An 18,138-nucleotide genomic window follows, 5' to 3' on the forward strand; every position below is an offset into this window, starting at 1 on the left:
AGCGTGCACAGGCTGAAGGCGGCCCCGCTGTCGACGAAGCCCAGCGGCGCGGCCAGCCGGCCGCGATGCAGCTCGGCTTCGGCCAGCACGGCCGGCGCGATGGCCACGCCCAGGCCGGCGGCGGCCGCTTCCAGCATATGCCCCAGATGATCGAATTCGCGGCCGGGCTGGCGCGGGGCCAGCTTCACGCCGACGCGTCCGGCCCAGTCCTGCCAGGCCTCGGGCCGCGAGCTGGTGTGCAACAGCGGCGCGTCCAGCACGTCGGCCGGACGCGTCAGGCGCGCGGCCCAGGCCGGCGCGCAGACCGGCCCGGTGGCCTCGGCCAGCAGCGGCGTCACGGCCCACTCGCGCGGCCAGTCGCGGCCGGCCAGGATCAGCGCATCGACGCGCCGGGTGTTCAGCAGGGCGGCGTCCGCCGCGGTCTGCAGGCGGATGCGGATGTCGGGATGCGCGGCCTCGAAACGCTCCAGCCGGGGGATGAGCCAGTTGGACAGGAAACTGGCCGGCGCGCCCACGGCCAGCTCGGACGGCTGGGTGTTGCGCCTGAGCGCCTCGCAGCGGCGCTCCAGCAGGTCGAAGGCGTCCTCGGCGGCGCGCTGCAGGTCCAGGCCGGCGGCGGTCAGCTGGACGCCGCCGGCGCGGCGCTCGAACAGCGGGCAGTCGAACCATTGCTCCAGCTGCCGGATCTGCTGGCTGACGGCGCTGTGCGTCACGCACAGTTCCTTGGCGGCCAGGCTGAAGCTCAGCTGGCGGGCGGCGCTGTCGAAGAAGCGCAGCGCGTTCAGGGAGGGCAGGCGTCTCATGATCAGGTTGTTAGTTCAGCTAACAGAGATGATAAACAAATCATTGATTTAAAACTGGTTTGATGAAAGCTAGCATAAACGGAAATCCCGGCTTGTCCGGGCCAGCACCGCAAATGGAATCCGTGACTCATGCAGCCAGCTTCCCATCCGGACATTCCCGACCGCCATGGCCAATTCGGGCCATATGGCGGGCGCTACATGCCCGAAACCCTCATCCCCGCCCTCGATGAACTGGAACGCGCCTTCCGCGCGCTGCGCGAGGATCCGGACTTCTGGCGGTCCTTCCGCGCCATGCTGGCCGACTACGTGGGCCGGCCCAGCCCGCTGTTCCTGGCCGAGGGCATTTCCGACGAACTGGGCGGGGCGCGCATCTACCTGAAGCGAGAGGACCTGAATCACACCGGCGCCCACAAGATCAACAACTGCCTGGGCCAGATCCTGCTGGCGCGCCGCATGGGCAAGCGCCGCATCATCGCCGAGACCGGCGCGGGCCAGCATGGCGTGGCCACCGCGACCGTGTGCGCGCTGTACGGCCTGCAATGCGTGGTCTACATGGGCGCGCAGGACATGGCGCGGCAGTCCGTCAATGTGCGCCGCATGCGCATGCTGGGCGCGCAGGTGCGCGCCGTGCATACCGGCACCGCGACGCTGAAGGACGCGATGAACGAGGCGCTGCGCGACTGGATCGCCAACGTCGCCGACACGTACTACCTGCTGGGCACCGGCGCGGGCCCGCATCCCTATCCCTGGCTGGTGCGCGAGTTCCAGCGCGTGATCGGCGACGAGACGCGCGAGCAGATCCTGGCGCGGACCGGGCGCCTGCCCGACGCCATGGTCGCCTGCGTCGGCGGCGGTTCGAACGCGCTGGGCTTCTTCTATCCCTTCTTGGGCGACGCGAGCGTGCGGATGATAGGCGTGGAAGCGGGCGGGCTGGGCCTGGCCAGCGGCGCCCACGCGGCCAGCCTGGGGGCCGGTGGCCCAGGCGTGCTGCACGGCTGCCACAGCTATTACCTGCAGGACGAGGACGGCCAGATCATCAACGCGCATTCGATCTCGGCGGGCCTGGACTATCCGGGCGTGGGGCCGGAGCATGCGCTGCTGCACGACCGCAAGCGCGTGGACTATGTCTCCGTGACCGACGCGCAGGCCGTGGCGGCCTTCCACTGGCTGACCCGCCGGCAGGGCATCCTGCCGGCGCTGGAAAGCGCCCATGCGCTGGCCCATGCGCGCGAACTCGCGCCCCGCATGCGGCCCGACGACATCTTGATCGTGTGCCTGAGCGGGCGCGGCGACAAGGACCTGGACACCGTTACCCAATATGGCGAGGCAGCACATGAACCGGCTTGACCATACCCTTGGCGCGCTGCGCCGCGCGGGACGCAGCGGCCTGGCCGCCTATTTCGCGGCGGGCGACCCCGATCCCGAAGCTTCGCTGGCGCTGCTGCGCGGCCTGCCGGCGGCGGGCGCGGACGTGATCGAGCTGGGCATGCCGTTCAGCGATCCGGTGGCCGACGGCCCGATCCTGCAGCAGGCCAATGCGCGCGCGCTGGCCGGCGGGCAGACCTTGAAGCGCACGCTGGCCCTGGTGCGCGCCCTGCGCGAGACGGAGAGCCGGACGCCGGTGGTGCTGATGGGCTATCTCAATCCCATCCTGCGCCATGGCGTCGCGGCCTTCGCCCGGGATGCGGGCGAGGCGGGGGTGGACGGGCTGATCCTGGTCGACCTGCCGCTGGAACATGCGGGCGAGATCGACCGGCAATTGCGCGAGCACGGGATGCACCTGATCCGCATGTCGGCGCCGACCTCCGAGGACGCCCGGCTGGCCGACACGCTGCGCGACGCGGGCGGCTTCGTCTATCACATCATGCTGGCCGGCACGACCGGGGCCGAGCTGCCGGACGAGGACCGCATCGCCCAGGCGCTGGCCAAGGTGCGCGCGCATACGGGCTTGCCGGTGGCGGCGGGTTTCGGCGTGCGCACGCCGGAGCAGGCCAGGGTGGTGGGCAGGCATGCCGATCTGGTGGCGGTCGGTTCCCGGCTGGCCGAGGTGCTGGCCGAGCGCGGCGTGCCCGGCGCGCTGGAGGAAGTGCGGCTGCTGGCCGGCGCACTGCGGCAGTAGAGGGTGGCCCGCCCGGCATGCCGGGCGGCCGCGCACGCGTCAGGAACGCGCGGCGGGCGGCGGCGCGCCGTTGGCGTCCACGCCGTAGTAGCGCATGTCGGCGTAGGGAATCCAGCGCGACTTGCGCAGCAGCCGGTGGCCGATCCAGAAGGCCAGGAACAGCGGGATCGCCAGATAGGTGGAGATCACGCCGATCCAGTCGATGCGTTGTTCCAGGAAGGCCTGGTAGTTCTGGCCCAGCGTCACCAGCAGGCACAGCACGAAGGCCAGCAGCGGGCCGAAGGGGAACAGTCCGGCCTTGTAGGGCAGGTCGGCGGTGTCGTAGCCCTGTTTCACATAGCCCTGGCGGAAGCGGTAGTGGCTGACCGCGATGCTGAGCCAGACGATGAACTCGGTCATGCCGGCGAAGTTCAGCAGCCAGATGTAGACCGCCTTGGGGCTGTAGACCACGCTGAACATGCACAGGCAGGCCAGCACGGTGGTGGCCAGCAGCGCGCGCAGCGGCACGCCGCCGCGCGTCAGGCGCTTGAAGAAGGCGGGCGCCTGGCCGTCCACGGCCATGTTGAACAGCATGCGCGTGGCGGCGTACATGCCGGAGTTGCCGGCCGACAGCACCGAGGTCAGGATGACCGCGTTCATGACCGTCGCCGCCGACAGCAGGCCGGCGTGCTGGAACACCAGCGTGAACGGGCTGACGGCGATGTCGCCGACCTCGTTGCGCAGCAGCTGCGGATCGGTATAGGGAATGAGCAGGCCGATGATCAGGATGGCCAGCACGTAGAACAGCAGGATGCGCCAGAACACGTGGTTGATGGCGCGCGGCACGTTGCGGCGCGGGTTCTCGGATTCGCCGGCGGCCACGCCGACCAGCTCGGTGCCCTGGAACGAATAGGCCACCACCATGGCCACGCCCACCCAGGTGGCGAAGTTGCCGACGAAGGGCGCGTCGCCCACGCTCCAGTTGACCAGGCCGACCTGGTCGCCGCTGTGGATGATGCCGACCAGCATGCCCAGGCCCACGACGATGAAGCACAGCACGGCGATGACCTTGATCAGCGCGAACCAGTATTCGGATTCGCCGAAGCCGCGCGCCGAGAAGGCGTTCAGGCCGAAGGTCAGCGCCAGGAAGGCCACGCTCCAGACCCATCCGGGCGAATCCGGGAACCAGTAGGCCATGACCAGCTGCGCCGCCACCACGTCCACGGCCACCACGGTGGCCCAGCTGAACCAGAAGGTCCAGCCCAGCGCGAAGCCGAAGCCCGGATCCACGTAGCGCGAGGCATAGGTGCAGAAGGAGCCGGACACCGGCATGAAGGTGGCCAGTTCGCCCAGGCTGGTCATGATGAAATAGACCATCAGGCCGATCACCAGGTAGACCAGCAGCGCGCCGCCGGGGCCGGCCTCGGCGATCGCCGCGCCGGAGGCGATGAACAGGCCCGTGCCGATGGCGCCGCCAAGCGCGATCATGGTCAGGTGGCGCGCCTTGAGCACGCGCTGCAGCTGATTCGCGCTGCCCGCAGGGGTCCCCGAATCTGTCGTCGGTGTCGTCATTGTTGGAATGCCAGGGGTATTTGTTGCAAGGGGCCGTATCGGGTGGATGCCGGACAGTGGCCGGTTCCGCCTCGCCCAGGGGGGGCGGGAACTGTAGTCCGGGGCCTTGAAAGTCCAGGCCGCTTGGCGTCAGGGACGGGCGCCGCGCCAGGCGGCGCGGGCGCCGGGCTGGACGGCAAAGCCGAGCATTTTACAATGTCCGGAATTTCCGGGCGCGGCCGCGCGCCCACGCCAGCAGGAGCAGCATGATGGCCAATTCCCCTCAAATCGAATTTCTGCCCGAGCCGGGCATGGACGTGCGCCAGCTGTTCATCCTGCTGCACGGGGTCGGCGGCACGCCGGACAGCCTGCTGCCGCTGGCCGAGGCGGTGCGCGCCGCCTTTCCCACGGCGGCGGTGCTGATCCCGGAAGGCTTCGAGCCCTTCGATGGCGGCGGCGCCGGCCGCCAGTGGTTCTCGGTGCGCGGCGTGACCGAGGAAAACCGCCCCGCGCGGGTGGCGGCGGCGCTGCCGGCGCTGGCCGCGTATGTGCAGCAGGCACAGCAGCGCTTCGGCCTGCTGCAATCGGACACGGCCCTGGCCGGCTTCTCGCAGGGCGCCATCATAGCGCTGGAGCTGGTGCAGGCGCATGACGGCATGGCCGGCCGCGTGATGGCGTTCTCGGGGCGCTACGCCGAACTGCCCAAGACCGCGCCGCGCTACACCACGCTGCACCTGCTGCATGGCTCGGCCGATCCGGTCATGGACGTGGCGCTCATCCAGGCGGCGCAGACCAGGCTGGACGAGCTGCATGGCGATTCCACCATCGACGTGGCCACTGGCCTGGGGCACGAGCTGCATCCGGCGCTGATCCAGCGCGCCATCGTGCGCCTGCAGACCTGCGTGCCGCTGCGCAGCTGGGAAGCGGCGCTGGGGCTGGACCAGAGCCCGCCGGACGGCACCACCGTGCATTGAACCGGCGCGGGCCGGCCTGCCCGGGAGCCGGCCGGTCCGTCAGGGCGCGTATTCGCCGCGCACGCGCTCCGAGAAACCCTCGGCCAGCATGATCTTCTTGCCGTCCAGGTCGAGCAGCCCGTCGCGCTTGAGGCGGTTCAGCACGCGCGTGACCGTGACGCGGGACAGGTCCACCAGGCTGCCGATCTGCTCATGCGTCAGGTTGACCGTGATGGGCGCGCCCTCGGCGCAGGCGTCCTGGTGGGTCTGGCGGAACTGGTCCAGGAAGCGGATCACGCGCTGCTCGGGCGAGTCGAAGGTGGCCTGGCGCAGGCGCGCCACCATCTGGCGCTGCTTGACGCTCAGCAGGTAGATCAGGGCCAGCGCGAAATCAGGGTCCTGCCGCACCAGGTCGGGGATGCGTCCGGTCTCGAAGCGCAGCAGGGAGCTGTCCTCGATGGCGCGCGCGCTGGAGTAGCGCGGCTGCTTGAGAAAAGCGGCGGCCTCGCCGATCAGGCTGCCCGGCCCCATGATGTTGAGGATGGACTCATGGCCGTCCTCGCTGAGCATGTGGACATGGACCTTGCCGGTCACAATTACGTAGAACAGGTCGTCGATCTGGCCCTGGTTGAAGAGGCTGGCGCCGCTGGGCAGCGTGACGGGCTGGCCCAGATGGCTCAACGAGCGCAGGTAGGCGGCCTGTTCGCCTTGGGGCAGCCAGGTCTCGACGGCGACGTGACGCGCCGGGCCATTCGCTTGTTTGGCCACGTTTTCCCTTGGTGTGTGTTTGTCGTTCTTGTATGCCTCCGGATTATACGGTTGGCCAGGAGCGGCCCGGCCGCGCGCGGCCGGGTCCGGCAGGGTTGGGGCGGGCCGCCCCGGGCTTCACACGCCCCAGCGCGGGATGGGGTGGCTGCCCATCGAGATGCAGACGTTCTTCATCTCGCAGAAGGTCTCCAGGCTGGCGTCGCCGCCCTCGCGGCCCACGCCCGAGTCCTTGATGCCGCCGAAGGGCTGGCGCAGGTCGCGCACGTTCTGGCTGTTGACGAAGACCATGCCGGCCTCGATGCCGCGCGCCAGCCGGTGGGCCTTGCCCACGTCCTGGGTCCAGACGTAGGACGCCAGCCCGTAGCGGCTGTCGTTGGCCAGCCGCAGGCCCTCGTCCTCGTCGTCGAAGGGGATCAGGCAGACCACGGGGCCGAAAATCTCTTCCTGCGCCACGCGCATGCGGTTGTCCACGCCGGTGAGCACGGTGGGCTGCACGAAGTTGCCCTTGGCCACGCGCGCCGGCAGCCCGGCCGGCACGCCGCCGCCGGCCGCCACCACGGCGCCTTCGCGGCGGCCGATCTCGATGTAGCCGGTGACCTTTTCCCAATGCTGGCGCGTGATCATCGAGCCCACATTGGTGTCCGGGTCGCGCGGGTCGCCCACGATCAGGCGCGCCGCGCGCTCGGCGAACTCGCGCGCGAAGCGGTCGTAGATCGAGCGCTGCACGAAGACGCGCGAGCCGGCGGTGCAGCGTTCGCCGTTGATCGAGAAGATGGTGAACAGCGCCGCGTCCAGCGCGCGCTGCTGGTCGGCGTCCTCGAACACCAGCACGGGCGACTTGCCGCCCAGCTCCATCGACAGCCGCTTGATGCCGGCGCGCTCGGCGATGCGCTGGCCGGTGGCGGTGCCGCCGGTGAAGGAAATGGTGCGCACGTCGGGATGGCGCACCAGCGCGTCGCCGGCTTCCGAGCCACGGCCGTGCACGATGTTGAGCACGCCCTTGGGCACGCCGGCCTCCAGCGCCAGCCGGCCGAGCCGGTCGGCGGTCATGGGCGACAGCTCCGACATCTTCAGCACCGCGGTATTGCCCAGCGCCAGGCAGGGCGCCACCTTCCAGGTGGCCGTCATCAGCGGCACGTTCCAGGGCGAGATCAGCCCGCACACGCCCACCGGCTGCAGCAGCGTGTAGTTGAGCATGGCCGAATCGACCGGGAAGGTCTGGCCGTTGATGCGCGTGGCGACTTCGGAAAAGAAATAGAAGTTCTCGCTGGCGCGCGGGATCAGCTGCTTCGAGGTCTGGTGGATGGGCAGGCCGGTGTCGTCGGTCTCCAGCTCGGCCAGCTCGGGCACGTGGCGCTCGATCAGGTCGCCCAGGCGGCGCATGATGCGGGCGCGCTCCTTGGCCGGCAGGCCGGCCCACTTGGGGAAGGCTTCCTTGGCGGCGGCCACGGCCAGGGCGACTTCGCGTTCGCCGCCCAGGGCGACTTCGGCCAGCACCTCGCCGGTGGCGGGATTGATGTTTTCCAGCACGGACAGGCTTTCGACGGGCTTGCCGTCGATCAGGTGAGGGATCATCACTGCGTTCTCTTGTTCGGGAGGAATGAGGAGAGGGATCGGCAAGCTCAGGCGCCGCGCGCGGCGATGGCGTCGATCTCGATCTTCAGGCCGGGCCGGCCCAGGTGGGAGATGCCGACCGTCGTGCGGCTGGGCGGACGGTCGGGGAAGAACTCGCGGAACACCGCGTTCATGGCGGCGAACTCGCCGATCATGTCGGTCATGTGCACGGTCATCTGCAACACGCCGTCGGCCTCGCAGCCGGACGCGGCCAGCAGGTCCAGCACGTTCTGCAGCGCCTGGCGCGTCTGCGCCTCGATGCCGGGCTCGAATTCGCGGGTGCCGGGCAGGAACCCGACCTGGCCCGAGACGAACACCAGGTCGCGCCAGGCCACGGCGGGCGAGTGAGGCAGGCCGGCATCGCGGCCGATGAGCTGTTTTTCCATGGCGGCTTCCCCGGGACGCGCGTCAGCCGGCCGAGCCGAGCACGGCCACGACTTCGATCTCGACCTTCAGGCCGGGCCGCGCCAGGTGCGCCACGCCCACGGTGGAGCGAGCCGGCGGCTGGTCGGGGAAGACGCGCTTGAACACCGCGTTCATGGCCTGGAAGTCGGCGTCCATGTCGGTCATGAAGATGGTGGCCTTGGCCACGTCGGCCATGCGGCCGCCGGCGGCCTCGATTACTGACTGAATGTTGCGGAAGGCCAGCTCGGTCTGCTCGGTGATGTCGTCCGAGAAGGCGCGCGTGACGGGATCGGAGCCGGTATGGCCCGAGACGAACAGCAGTTGGTCGACCTGGATGGCGGGCGAGTACGGCCGGTGCGGCAGCAGGCCGGTGGGCGGGACGATGACGTGTCGGTTCATGGCGAAAATCCTGCGTGCGGAGCGGGTCAGTCGATATAGGTGGGGATGGCGCGGGTGATCGGGTCGGACACCGGCTGCGGGCTGCCGTCGGCCAGCGCGGCCACGGTCATGGATTCCTCGTACCAGCGGCGCGGCGGCGGCGGGCCCCACAGGCTCTGGCGGCGCGGGTTGTCCAGTTCCCAGCGCTTGGGCGCCTGGTCGCGGTCCACCGTCAGGTAGTCGCCGGTGTAGAGCTCGAAGCGGTTGCCATCGGGGTCGCGCACATAGACGAACAGCGCGTTGGAAATGCCGTGGCGGGCCGGGCCGCGCTCGATGTTGTCGGCGTAGCCGGCGGCGGCCAGCGCGTCGCAGGCGCGGATCACGCCCATGGGCTCCATCAGCGAGAAGCCGGCGTGGTGCACGCTCGGGCCCTTGCCCGTCATCACGGCGATGTCGTGGATGGTGGCCTTGCGGTACAGCCAGCTCGCCCACACGCGTTCCTCGGGCGGGGCCGAGGCGGTGAATTCGGAGCAGTAGAAGCCCAGCTCGCGCGTGTACCAGTCGAAGCCCGCCTGCGCGTCGGGCATCAGCACGTTCAGGTGATCGAGCCGGGTGGGGCAGCCGTGGCGGTGCAGATGGTATTGCTGCAGCAGCCAGGGCGCCTGTTCCATGTGCGCGTAGTACTCGACCTGGAAGCCGAACGGGTCCTGCACGCGCAGCGCGCGGCCTTGGCCGCGTTCCTCGCCGGCTTCGAGCCAGCGCATGGGCAGGCCCAGGCCGGCGAACTTGTGCGCCAGGCGGTCCAGGTCTTCCTCGCAGGAAGCGCGGAAGCTGAAATGGCCGATGCCGGGAGAGGGCGAGCGCGTCAGCACCACGCTGTGATGCTCGCGGTCCTCGATGGCGCGCAGGTAGACGTGGTCGGCGTCGGACTCGGTCTCGAACAGGCCCACCACGTCCACGTAGAAGTCGCGGGCGCGGGCCAGGTCCGAGACCAGGTACTCGATATGGCCCAGCCGCAGGATGTTGAAGTCGGGCTTGCCCGGCGTGTAGTCGATCATTTCCTGTCTCCGTCCGGGGCGCGCGTCGCGGCCCGATTCATGTTGATGACATTCTGTGCGCCGGGGCCGCGCGGCGTCTGTATCGCGGGATACATGCGGGGCATGGCTTACTCCTGCTCCGGCGCGATGCGCACGGGAAAGCGCGTTTCCATCCAGCGGCCCATCGCCAGCAGGCGGTCCTCGCGGTACTTGGGCGCGACCCATTGCACGCCGGCCGGCAACGCGGCGCCTTGCGCCCAGACCGGATAGGACAGGGCCGGGACCTGCGCGCTGTTGAACGCGGGCGTGTAGGGATTCCAGGACATCCAGTCCGCGCCCGGCTGGTCCTGCGGCACGTCGCGTCCGGCCTCGAAGGCGCATAGCGGCACGGTGGGCAGCAGCAGCAGGTCGACGCGCGCGTGCAGCGCGGCCAGCTCGTTGGCGTAGCGGTCGCGCTGCTGGCAGATCGCGTGATAGCGCGAGATCGGCCAGTCGTCCACGCCTTGCACGAAGGCCAGCAGCCCGGGATCGAGCCGGCCATGCAGCTCGGGCGCGATGGCGCGCACGGCGGCCGCGCAGCCCAGCCGGTACAGGTCCTGGCCGACCTGCGAGGCTGCCTCGATGTCGTAGTCGACTTCGGTCACGTCGAAACCGTCGGCGCGCAGCGCGGCCAGCGTTTCGTCCAGAGCGGCGCGCACCGGCGCGGCGCTGCGCGGGCCCCAGCGCCGGGGCGACAGCAGGCCGATGCGGGGGCGGACCGCCGGGGCGTCGGCGCCGCCGTCCTCGCCCAGGTTGGAGGTCCAGTCCAGCGGCGAGGCGCCGCGCGCGGCCAGGTAGGCTTCCTGCAGTTCGTCCATGCCGGCGGCGATGGGGCCGGTGTGCACGATGTTCGCGAAGGCGCTGGGCAGGGGGGACAGGGGGATGCGCCCGTGCGTGGGCTTCAGGCCGATGGTGCCGGTGAAGGCGGCCGGAATGCGGATCGAGCCGCCCGCGTCGCTGCCCATGGACAGGCGCACGACGCCGGCGGCCACGGCCGCCGCGCAGCCGCCGCTGCTGCCGCCGGGCGTGAGCGACGGGTTCCACGGATTGCGGGTGATGCCGAAGGCCGGGCTGTCGGTGATGCCTTTCCAGTTGAATTCCGGTGCGCGCGTCTTGCCCAGCAGCACGGCGCCGGCGTCGGCCAGACGCTGCACGAACACGGTATGGGCCGCCGCCGGCTCGGCCGACGTGAGCGCCGAGCCGCGCCGCGTGGGCCAGCCGCGCACGGCGGCGAATTCCTTGATGGCCACCGGCATGCCGTCCAGCGGACTCAACGCGGCGCCCTGGCGCCAGCGTTCCTCGGATTCCCGCGCGCCGGCCAGCGCGCCGGCGCGGTCCAGCAGCGCGAAGGCGTTGATGATCGGCTCGGCGCGTTCGGCATGCTCCAGCGCGCTGCGGGCCACGTCCACGGGCGAGACCTCGCCCAGGCGGTACAGTTCGCGCAGGCGTGGCCAAGGGGTTTGATGCAACATGATCAGTCTCCGGGTTCGGAATTGCCTCAGGCGGCGCAGGCGCCGAGATAGCTGGCCAGCAGGTCGGGGTCCTGCGCCAGTTCGGCGCCACTGCCTTGCTTGACGATGCGGCCCAGCTCGATCAGGTAGGCCAGGTCGGCGCTCTTGAGCGCGATGCGCGCGTTCTGCTCGACCAGGATCACGGTCAGCCCCTCGCGCCGGCGCAGGTCCACCACCACGTCCATGATCTGCTGCACGATCAGAGGCGCCAGGCCGATGGACGGCTCGTCCAGCAGCAGCACGCGCGGATGGGCGATCAGGGCGCGGCCTATGGCGACCATCTGCTGCTCGCCGCCGGACAGGGTGCCGGCCAACTGCTCGCGGCGCTGCGCCAGTACCGGGAACAGCGCGTAGACGCGTTCCAGCTCGCGCGCGAAATCGGTGCGGCGGCGGAAGGCGTAGGCGCCCAGGCGCAGGTTGTCCTCGACCTTCATCGAGGCGAACAGCGAGCGCTTCTCCGGCACCAGGCACATGCCGCGCCGCACGCGCTCTTCGACCGGCGTGTTGCCCAGGGCCTGGCCCTGCAGCAGCACCTGGCCGGCGCGCGCGGGCAGGGCGCCCATCAGCGCCTTGAGCAGGGTGGTCTTGCCGGCGCCGTTGGCGCCGATCAGCGACACCAGCGTGCCCTGCGGCACGTTGAAACTGACGCCGTGCAGCGCATCCACCTGGCCGTAGCTGACCGCCAGGTCCTTCACTTCGATCGCGTTCATGCCTCGGCTCCGAGATAGGCGGCCACCACGGCCGGGTTGCGCTGCACTTCCTGGCGTTCGCCCTGCGCCAGCAGCGCGCCGTAGTTCAGGACGAACAGGTAGTCCACGCAGCCCATGACCAGCTCCATGTCGTGCTCGACCAGCAGCACGGCCATGCCTTGTTCATCGCGCAGTTTGCGCATCAGCTGCACCAGCACGGCTTTTTCCGGGCCGCGCAGGCCCGCCGCCGGCTCGTCCAGCAGCAGCACGCCCGGCCGCGCCATCAGGGCGCGCGCCACCTCGACCAGCCGCTGGCTGCCCAGCGTCAGGCTGGCGGCCGGGCGCAGCGCCTCGTCGGCCAGGCCGACCAGCTCCAGCGCGGCGCGCGCCTCGCGCGCCAGGCGCCGTTCCTCGGCCCGGTCCAGGCCCAGCGCGGCCGACAGCAGCCCGGCCTTGCCCTGGATGTGGCCGCCGATCAGCACGTTGTCCAGCACCGTCAGTTCCGGCACCAGCTGCACATGCTGGAAGCTGCGCGCCACGCCGCGTCGCACCACTTCGTGCGCGCGCGCCGGCAGCGCCGAGCCGTCCAGCGAGACCTGTCCGCCGCTGGCCGGCAGCACCGCGGTCATCACGTTGAACAGGGTGGACTTGCCGGCGCCGTTCGGGCCGATCAGGCCGGTGATGCGTCCGGGCGGAATGTCCAGCGTCACGTCCTTGAGCGCCTGCAGCCCGCCGAAGCGCTTGTGCACGGCGTCCACGCTCAGGCGCTGGCCGGCCGTGACCGGGCGCGGCGCGGGGTCGGCGTCGCCGGCGGCAGCAGGCCGCGCCGGCGGTTTCAGCCGCACCCAGGTCAGCAGCCCGTTGGGCCAGCGCAGCAGCGCCACGATCAGGATCAGGCCAAACAGCATGGTCTCCATCTGGCCGGGAATGCCCAGCAGGTTGGCGATCAGGTACTGCGCGCCCAGCTCGATGGCGGTGTAGGCCAGCACGCCCAGCAGGGGGCCCAGCGGATGCAGGCAGCCGCCCAGCACGACCATGATGAGCAGGTTGAACGAGACGCCGATGGAGAACGAGGTCGGGCTCAGGAAGCTCATGTAGAAGGCGTACAGCCCGCCCGCCAGCGCCGCCAGCGCGGCCGACAGCACGAAGATGCGGATCTTGGCGGCGGCCACGTCCACGCCGAAGGCCGCCGCCATGGTCGGGCTGGACTTGATGGCGCGCGCGGCCCGGCCCATGCGGCCGCGATAGATCCGGCAGTAGGCGATGTAGGCCAGCCCCACGGCGACCCAGGCCAGCGCGCCCATGGCACGGGTGCCGAACTCCATGCCCAGCACGCGCAGCGGCGGGATGTTGGACAGGCCGGAGGCGCCGCCGGTGACCTCGATGGCCGCCACGAAGCAGACGTAGGCGGCGATGCCCCAGGCCAGCGTGGCCAGCGGCAGGTAGTGGCCGCGCAGGCGCAGCGTGAGCCGGCCTATCACGTAGGCTAGCGCCGCGCAGGCGGCCACGGCCAGCGCGATGGCCAGCAGCGGCGGCACGCCATGGTCGCGCGCCAGGATGGCCGAGGCATAGGCGCCGGCGCCCAGGAAGGCGGCGTGGCCCAGCGACAGCTGGCCGGCGGCCAGCAGGAAGGCCAGGCCCAGGCAGACCAGGGCATTGGTGCCGGCCAGCGTCATCAGGCCCACGTAGTAGGTCGGCAGCAGCACGATCAGCGCGGCGACCGCGAGGGCCGCGCCGGGAAGTAGCAGTTTTTCGGGTTTCATCGGCGGGAGCGCTTGCGCGTGTTCAATGTTCGTCCAGGTCGGCGCCGGCGCGGCTGTTGCGCCAGAGCAGGATGGGGATCACCATCGCGAACACCAGCGCGTCGCGGTAGGAACTGCTGAGGAAAGAGGCGAAGGACTCCAGCACGCCGACGATGAAGACGCCGGCCACCGACAGCGGGTAGTTCACCAGCCCGCCCATCGCCGCGCCCACGAAGCCCTTGAGCCCGACGACGAAGCCCATCTCGTAGTGCGCCGTCACCAGCGGGGCCAGCAGCATGCCGCTGGCGCCGGACAGGGCGGCCGCCAGGAAATAGCTGAGCCGGCCCGCCATCACCACGGGGATGCCGCAGTACTGCGCGCCTTCCCGGTTGACCGAGGCCGCGCGCAGCGCCTTGCCGGTCAGGGTGCAGCGGAAAAACAGGTACAGCGCCAGCGCGGCCGCCAGCGAGAAGGCCATGATGAACAGCGATTGCGCCGCGATGTCGACGCCGGCCAGTTCCAGGCGCGCCTCGCTGATGGGCGGCACGGCGCGCGGATCGGCGCCCCACAGCAGCAGCGCGAGCGGATGCATGATCATGGACACGCCCACGCCGATGATCACCAGCACGACCGTCGAATTGGCGGGGTTGGGTTCGACCGTCAGCCGGTAGACGATGGGGCCGAGCGCGGCCACCAGCGCCAGCGAGGCCAGCATCTGCAGCAGCGGCGAGGGCACGCGCCAGGCCAGCGCCGCCAGCGCGGCCAGCGCCGCGCCCGCCGCCAGGTAGGATGCCAGCGGGCGCAACAGCGAGCGGCCGTTGGCCCGGGCTCGCAGCAGGTCCAGCAGCAGGCAGGCGGCGCCGCCCGCCGCCACCACGTAGACCACGGGCGCCAGCGTGCCTTCGACGAAGCTGGCAAGCGTCAGCGCGCCGAAGGTCACGTACTCGCCTTGCGCGATGTTGACCACGCGCGTGGTGGTGTAGACCAGCACCAGGCTCAGGCCGACCAGCGTGTACACCGCGCCGTTGGTCAGGCCGTCCGTCGCCAGGAACAGGGTAGTGGTGAGATCCATCCTTACTCACCCAGCAGTTCGAACTTGCCATCCTTGACCGTCACCAGGAAGGTGCTGCGCCGGTCCAGGCCCAGGTGGTCGGTCGGGCTGTAGCTGAACAGGCCGTTGACGCCTCGGTACTCGCGCGTCGCCTCGATGGCGTCGCGCAGCGCCAGCCGGGCCTGCGTCAGGTCGCCGGCCTTGCCGGCGGCAACCACCTGGCGATAGGCCAGCAGCGGGATCTGCACCGTGTCGTAGGCCTGGGCCGCGAACATGTCGGTCTTGCCGGCGCCGTACTTACCGTCATAGGCCCGCACGAACGCGGCGATGCCGGGCTTGAGCGGATGGTCGTCGGGCAGCTGGCGATACACGGGCAGGGCCGAGGTGCCGACCAGCGCGCCTTCGACCGCCTTCTTGCCGACGGCCATGAAGGCCGGCGTGGCCGAGCCGGCGCCATGCAGCACCGGGCCCTTGTAGCCGACGCGGCGCAGCGTTTCGGTGGCCAGCGCCGACGAAGGCGGGATGGCGTGGAAATAGACGGCGTCGGGTTTCTTCTGCGCCACGCGCAGCGCCTGCGGCGTGAAGTTGGTGTCGCCGCGCGAGAAGCGCTCGGCGGCGACGATCTCCAGGCCCTTGCGCGTGGCGATCTGCTTGAACTCGACCCAGCCGCCTTCGCCGTAGGAGTCCTCCAGGCCCATGAAGGCCACCTGCTTCCAGCCCTGCTTGACCATGTAGTCGACGGTGTGGTCGATCATCAGGCGGTCGGTCAGCGGCGTCTTGAAAGTGAACCGGTGGGCGTCGGCCGGCTCGATGACCGAGGCCGCCGCGGCCAGCGACAGGTTGGGCACGCGCTCTTCCTCGATCACCTTGTTCACCGCCAGCGAGGCCGGCGTGGTGGTGCAGCAGATGACCAGGTGGACGCGGTCCTCCTGGATCAGCTTGCGCGTCGCGTTGACGGCGCGCGCCGGGTCGGAGCCGTCGTCGTACTTGATGAAGCTGACGCGGAACGGCAGGCTGGCGTCGGCGGCGGTGCGCTCTTCCATCAGGTTGATGGCGGCCACCGCGCCGGTGGCGATGGCCGAGGCGCCGCCCGTGACCGAGCTGACCACGCCGATCCGCAGTTCGGGCCGGTCGTCGGCCTGCGCGGCCGTGGCCAGGAACAGGCCCGCGCACGCGAGGCCGGCCAGCAAGGGTTTGAATCTGCTCATCTATAGCTCCCGTAGAGGACAAGACAGGACGCCGGCGCATGCGCGGGCCTGGTTGAGAGCTAGTCTGGCAGGGGCGGGCGGGGCGCGGATGTATCCTGCGATACAAACCGCGGCCGCGGGGAGTTGGGGTTTTCCTGGGCTGCGCGCCTAGCGCGCGGGCGTCTTCAGCGCCTGCTCCAGGCGCGCGAACAGGTCCTGGTAGGCGGCGGCGTCGGTGACGACGCGGCTCTTGGCGTCGCCATTGCTGTCCCAGATCGTGCTGTTCAGGCCGATCCAGACGCGCGCCTGGACGCCGTCGCGGCGGATGACAAGCTGGGCGTAGGTGCTCTGGTGGTCCGGCTTGGCGCCGTAGGCCAGGCCCTGCGACTTGAGCAGGCCGCGCAGCGCCTCGCGGCTGCGGCCGACCAGCTTCTGGTGGCGTTCGCCGGTGACGATGTCGGTGGCGGCGTCGCCGGCCACCTGTTCATAGCCGGCGGCCTGCAAGGCCGCCGCGCAGGCATCGCGCAGTTGCGCGGCGTCGGACGCGGGATAGGCGCGCACGCGCACCTGATCGACGGCGGCGCGCTCGGCCGGCGTCAGTTCGATCGTGGTCTGCTTGGAGCTGTAGCGCAGCATGCTGCCGCCCGCGCCGGTGACGCGCTCCGGCGGCTTGGCCGGCTTGGGCGTGCTGGAGCAGGCGCCCAGCAATGCAATGCAGGCGAGCGGCAGGAGCCGGGAACAGCGGGAGCGTGGCAGGACGGCCATGGAGTCGGAACGCTTGCAACGAGGCGCCAGCGGGTGGCGGGATCAGGCGAAACCGGCCGATCTTAGCACCGGCCGGCGTCGACGGCGGACTCAATGCCGGCGGTCGGGTTCGCCCCCGTCCTCCCAGCCGCCGCCCAGCGCCAGGAACACCGCGATCTGGTCGCCGCTGAGTTCGGCCCGGGCCGCCGCCAGCGCGCTTTCGTTGGCGGCCAGCGTGCGTTCGGCGTCCAGCACCGTCAGGTAGTCGGTCTTGCCGTACTGGAACAGCTGGCGCGCCTGGCTGGCGGCCTGGGCGCTCTGCTCGCGCGCGGCGCGCAGCGCGCTTTCGCGGTCGAGCTGGCGCGCATAGACGGTCAGCGCGCTTTCGGTTTCGCGCAGCGCGTTGAGCACGGCGGCGTCGAAGCGGGCGGCGGCGGCCTTGGTGCCGGCCTCGGCCTGGGCGATGCGGGCCTGGGCGGCGCCGGTGTTGGGGATGGTCCAGGAGATCAGCGGCCCGATGCTCCAGCTGAAGGTGCCGCGGTCGCCGAACATGGCGGCGGGGCCGCCGGACGCGCCGGACAGGCCCAGCGAGATCTTGGGGTACAGGTCGGCCGTGGCCACGCCGATGCGGGCGGTGGCGGCGGCCAGGCTGCGTTCGGCCTGGCGGATGTCGGGACGGCGGCGCAGCAGCGCGGCGCCGTCGCCCACCGGAATGGCTTGGGTCAGGCGCGGCGCCGTGGCGCATTGCAGCAGGCTGGCGGGGATTTGCGCCGGCGTGCGGCCGGTCAGCGCCGCCAGCCGGTACAGCGCGGTGCGCTGCTGGGCCTGGAACGGCGGCAGGTTGGCCTGCAGCTGTTGCAGCTGGCTGCGGGCGCGGGTCACGTCCAGCGCGGTGCCGCGTCCGGCGCGTTGCAGGCGCTCGACGGCATCCAGCGAGGATGTCTGCACCTTGAGCGAATGCCGGGCAGACGCCAGCTGCATGCCGGCGGCGCACATGTTGGCATAGGCGCGGGCGGTCTCGGCGGCCACAGTGACGCGGGTCGCGTCATAGGCGGCGCGGGCGGCCTGTTCGTCGCCGCTCGCGGCTTCCACCGCGCGACGGATCTGGCCGAACAGGTCCAGCTGGTACGACACGCTGGCGCCGGCCGAGTAAGACCAGCGGCTGGGGGGATCGACGCCCGGCTGCAGCTCCTGCAGGCCGGAGACGTGGCCGAAGGTGGGCGAGGCGTTGACGCCGACGCTGGGTTGCTGCTGGGCCTGGGCTTCGCGGGTGGCGGCTTGCGCGCGTTCAAGGTTGGCGGCGGCCACGCGCAGGTCGGTATTGGCGGCCAGCGCCTGTTCCACCAGTCCGTCCAGCGCCGGGTCGTCGTACAGCCGCCACCAGCGTCCGGGCGGCGCGTCCTGCCGGTAGGCCGCCTCATGCGACTCCAGGAAGGGCGCCTGCGCGTCCGGTCGCTGGACGGCGGCGTCGGCGGGCGTCCGGTAGTCCGGACCCACGGCGGCGCAGCCCGCCAGCGCGGCGGTCAGCATCAGCGGAAGGAAATGGCGGGTATTCATGACGGTTGCGG

The 18,138-nt window shown here is 70.8% G+C and carries 17 protein-coding genes; 3 read left to right on the top strand and 14 right to left on the bottom strand.

Annotated features, from left to right (window positions below; all coding sequences use genetic code 11):
- The coding region (locus AC6LJ9_RS24125; protein WP_498149508.1) for a LysR substrate-binding domain-containing protein at positions 1-803 on the bottom strand (803 nt) is incomplete at its 3' end.
- A gap of 129 nt (positions 804-932) precedes the next feature.
- Between AC6LJ9_RS24125 and trpB the strand changes: the two genes are divergently transcribed.
- Together trpB and trpA are read left to right on the top strand one after the other, a co-directional pair.
- Positions 933-2,150 (top strand): tryptophan synthase subunit beta, encoded by a 1,218-nt coding sequence (gene trpB, locus AC6LJ9_RS24130; protein ID WP_498149509.1) that lies wholly within the window; start codon positions 933-935, stop codon positions 2,148-2,150.
- Positions 2,137-2,922 (top strand): tryptophan synthase subunit alpha, encoded by a 786-nt coding sequence (gene trpA / locus AC6LJ9_RS24135; RefSeq protein WP_498149510.1) that lies wholly within the window; start codon positions 2,137-2,139, stop codon positions 2,920-2,922. The genes trpB and trpA overlap by 14 nt, the downstream gene beginning before the upstream one ends.
- 39 nt (positions 2,923-2,961) lie before the next feature.
- Here the strand turns inward: trpA and AC6LJ9_RS24140 are convergent, their stop codons facing one another.
- Positions 2,962-4,473 (bottom strand): amino acid permease, encoded by a 1,512-nt coding sequence (locus tag AC6LJ9_RS24140; RefSeq protein WP_498149511.1) that lies wholly within the window; start codon positions 4,471-4,473, stop codon positions 2,962-2,964.
- 248 nt (positions 4,474-4,721) lie between these two features.
- On the opposite strand from AC6LJ9_RS24140, the gene ypfH reads away from it, so the two are divergent.
- Entirely contained in the window at positions 4,722-5,426 is a 705-nt protein-coding gene (ypfH, locus tag AC6LJ9_RS24145; protein WP_498149536.1) for an esterase, read from the top strand.
- A gap of 39 nt (positions 5,427-5,465) precedes the next feature.
- Here ypfH and AC6LJ9_RS24150 read toward each other — a convergent pair whose 3' ends face one another.
- The 12 genes from AC6LJ9_RS24150 to AC6LJ9_RS24205 form a co-directional block, all read right to left on the bottom strand.
- Entirely contained in the window at positions 5,466-6,173 is a 708-nt protein-coding gene (locus AC6LJ9_RS24150) for a Crp/Fnr family transcriptional regulator (protein ID WP_498149512.1), read from the bottom strand.
- A 117-nt stretch (positions 6,174-6,290) separates the two neighbouring features.
- Positions 6,291-7,751: a 5-carboxymethyl-2-hydroxymuconate semialdehyde dehydrogenase gene (gene hpaE, locus AC6LJ9_RS24155; protein ID WP_498149513.1), complete on the bottom strand. Its 1,461-nt coding sequence runs from the start codon at positions 7,749-7,751 to the stop codon at positions 6,291-6,293.
- A gap of 44 nt (positions 7,752-7,795) precedes the next feature.
- Entirely contained in the window at positions 7,796-8,173 is a 378-nt protein-coding gene (locus AC6LJ9_RS24160) for a RidA family protein (protein WP_498149514.1), read from the bottom strand.
- 22 nt (positions 8,174-8,195) lie between these two features.
- Entirely contained in the window at positions 8,196-8,591 is a 396-nt protein-coding gene (locus AC6LJ9_RS24165) for a RidA family protein (RefSeq protein ID WP_212320540.1), read from the bottom strand.
- Positions 8,592-8,617: 26 nt separating this feature from the next.
- On the bottom strand, positions 8,618-9,628 hold the full coding sequence (hpaD, locus tag AC6LJ9_RS24170) for a 3,4-dihydroxyphenylacetate 2,3-dioxygenase (RefSeq protein ID WP_498149515.1): 1,011 nt from the start codon (positions 9,626-9,628) through the stop codon (positions 8,618-8,620).
- Between the two features lie 107 nt (positions 9,629-9,735).
- On the bottom strand, positions 9,736-11,118 hold the full coding sequence (locus AC6LJ9_RS24175; RefSeq protein ID WP_498149516.1) for an amidase family protein: 1,383 nt from the start codon (positions 11,116-11,118) through the stop codon (positions 9,736-9,738).
- Positions 11,119-11,144: 26 nt separating this feature from the next.
- The gene (locus AC6LJ9_RS24180; RefSeq protein WP_498149517.1) at positions 11,145-11,867 is read right to left on the bottom strand and encodes an ABC transporter ATP-binding protein; all 723 of its coding nucleotides are present in this window, start codon (positions 11,865-11,867) and stop codon (positions 11,145-11,147) included.
- Positions 11,864-13,609 (bottom strand): branched-chain amino acid ABC transporter ATP-binding protein/permease, encoded by a 1,746-nt coding sequence (locus tag AC6LJ9_RS24185; protein ID WP_498149518.1) that lies wholly within the window; start codon positions 13,607-13,609, stop codon positions 11,864-11,866. Before AC6LJ9_RS24185 ends, AC6LJ9_RS24180 begins: the two co-directional genes overlap by 4 nt.
- A gap of 22 nt (positions 13,610-13,631) precedes the next feature.
- Positions 13,632-14,660: a branched-chain amino acid ABC transporter permease gene (locus AC6LJ9_RS24190; protein WP_103274659.1), complete on the bottom strand. Its 1,029-nt coding sequence runs from the start codon at positions 14,658-14,660 to the stop codon at positions 13,632-13,634.
- A gap of 2 nt (positions 14,661-14,662) precedes the next feature.
- Positions 14,663-15,847, bottom strand: a complete 1,185-nt coding sequence (locus tag AC6LJ9_RS24195; RefSeq protein WP_498149519.1) for an ABC transporter substrate-binding protein — start codon at positions 15,845-15,847, stop codon at positions 14,663-14,665.
- A gap of 147 nt (positions 15,848-15,994) precedes the next feature.
- Positions 15,995-16,591, bottom strand: a complete 597-nt coding sequence (locus AC6LJ9_RS24200) for a hypothetical protein (RefSeq protein ID WP_498149520.1) — start codon at positions 16,589-16,591, stop codon at positions 15,995-15,997.
- 90 nt (positions 16,592-16,681) lie between these two features.
- Positions 16,682-18,127 (bottom strand): efflux transporter outer membrane subunit, encoded by a 1,446-nt coding sequence (locus tag AC6LJ9_RS24205; RefSeq protein ID WP_498149521.1) that lies wholly within the window; start codon positions 18,125-18,127, stop codon positions 16,682-16,684.
- Between the last annotated feature and the right edge of the window lie 11 nt (positions 18,128-18,138).

It is taken from the genome of Achromobacter sp. 1011811831, assembly GCF_059760905.1.

Excerpts from the sequence above, each read along its gene's own strand:
- trpB (WP_498149509.1), top strand. The coding sequence starts at position 933 with ATGCAGCCAGCTTCCCATCCGGACATTCCCGACCGCCATGGCCAATTC.
- trpA (WP_498149510.1), top strand. The coding sequence starts at position 2,137 with ATGAACCGGCTTGACCATACCCTTGGCGCGCTGCGCCGCGCGGGACGC.
- AC6LJ9_RS24140 (WP_498149511.1), bottom strand. The coding sequence starts at position 4,473 with ATGACGACACCGACGACAGATTCGGGGACCCCTGCGGGCAGCGCGAAT.
- ypfH (WP_498149536.1), top strand. The coding sequence starts at position 4,722 with ATGGCCAATTCCCCTCAAATCGAATTTCTGCCCGAGCCGGGCATGGAC.
- AC6LJ9_RS24160 (WP_498149514.1), bottom strand. The coding sequence starts at position 8,173 with ATGGAAAAACAGCTCATCGGCCGCGATGCCGGCCTGCCTCACTCGCCC.
- AC6LJ9_RS24165 (WP_212320540.1), bottom strand. The coding sequence starts at position 8,591 with ATGAACCGACACGTCATCGTCCCGCCCACCGGCCTGCTGCCGCACCGG.
- hpaD (WP_498149515.1), bottom strand. The coding sequence starts at position 9,628 with ATGATCGACTACACGCCGGGCAAGCCCGACTTCAACATCCTGCGGCTG.
- AC6LJ9_RS24175 (WP_498149516.1), bottom strand. The coding sequence starts at position 11,118 with ATGTTGCATCAAACCCCTTGGCCACGCCTGCGCGAACTGTACCGCCTG.
- AC6LJ9_RS24180 (WP_498149517.1), bottom strand. The coding sequence starts at position 11,867 with ATGAACGCGATCGAAGTGAAGGACCTGGCGGTCAGCTACGGCCAGGTG.
- AC6LJ9_RS24185 (WP_498149518.1), bottom strand. The coding sequence starts at position 13,609 with ATGAAACCCGAAAAACTGCTACTTCCCGGCGCGGCCCTCGCGGTCGCC.
- AC6LJ9_RS24190 (WP_103274659.1), bottom strand. The coding sequence starts at position 14,660 with ATGGATCTCACCACTACCCTGTTCCTGGCGACGGACGGCCTGACCAAC.
- AC6LJ9_RS24195 (WP_498149519.1), bottom strand. The coding sequence starts at position 15,847 with ATGAGCAGATTCAAACCCTTGCTGGCCGGCCTCGCGTGCGCGGGCCTG.
- AC6LJ9_RS24200 (WP_498149520.1), bottom strand. The coding sequence starts at position 16,591 with ATGGCCGTCCTGCCACGCTCCCGCTGTTCCCGGCTCCTGCCGCTCGCC.
- AC6LJ9_RS24205 (WP_498149521.1), bottom strand. The coding sequence starts at position 18,127 with ATGAATACCCGCCATTTCCTTCCGCTGATGCTGACCGCCGCGCTGGCG.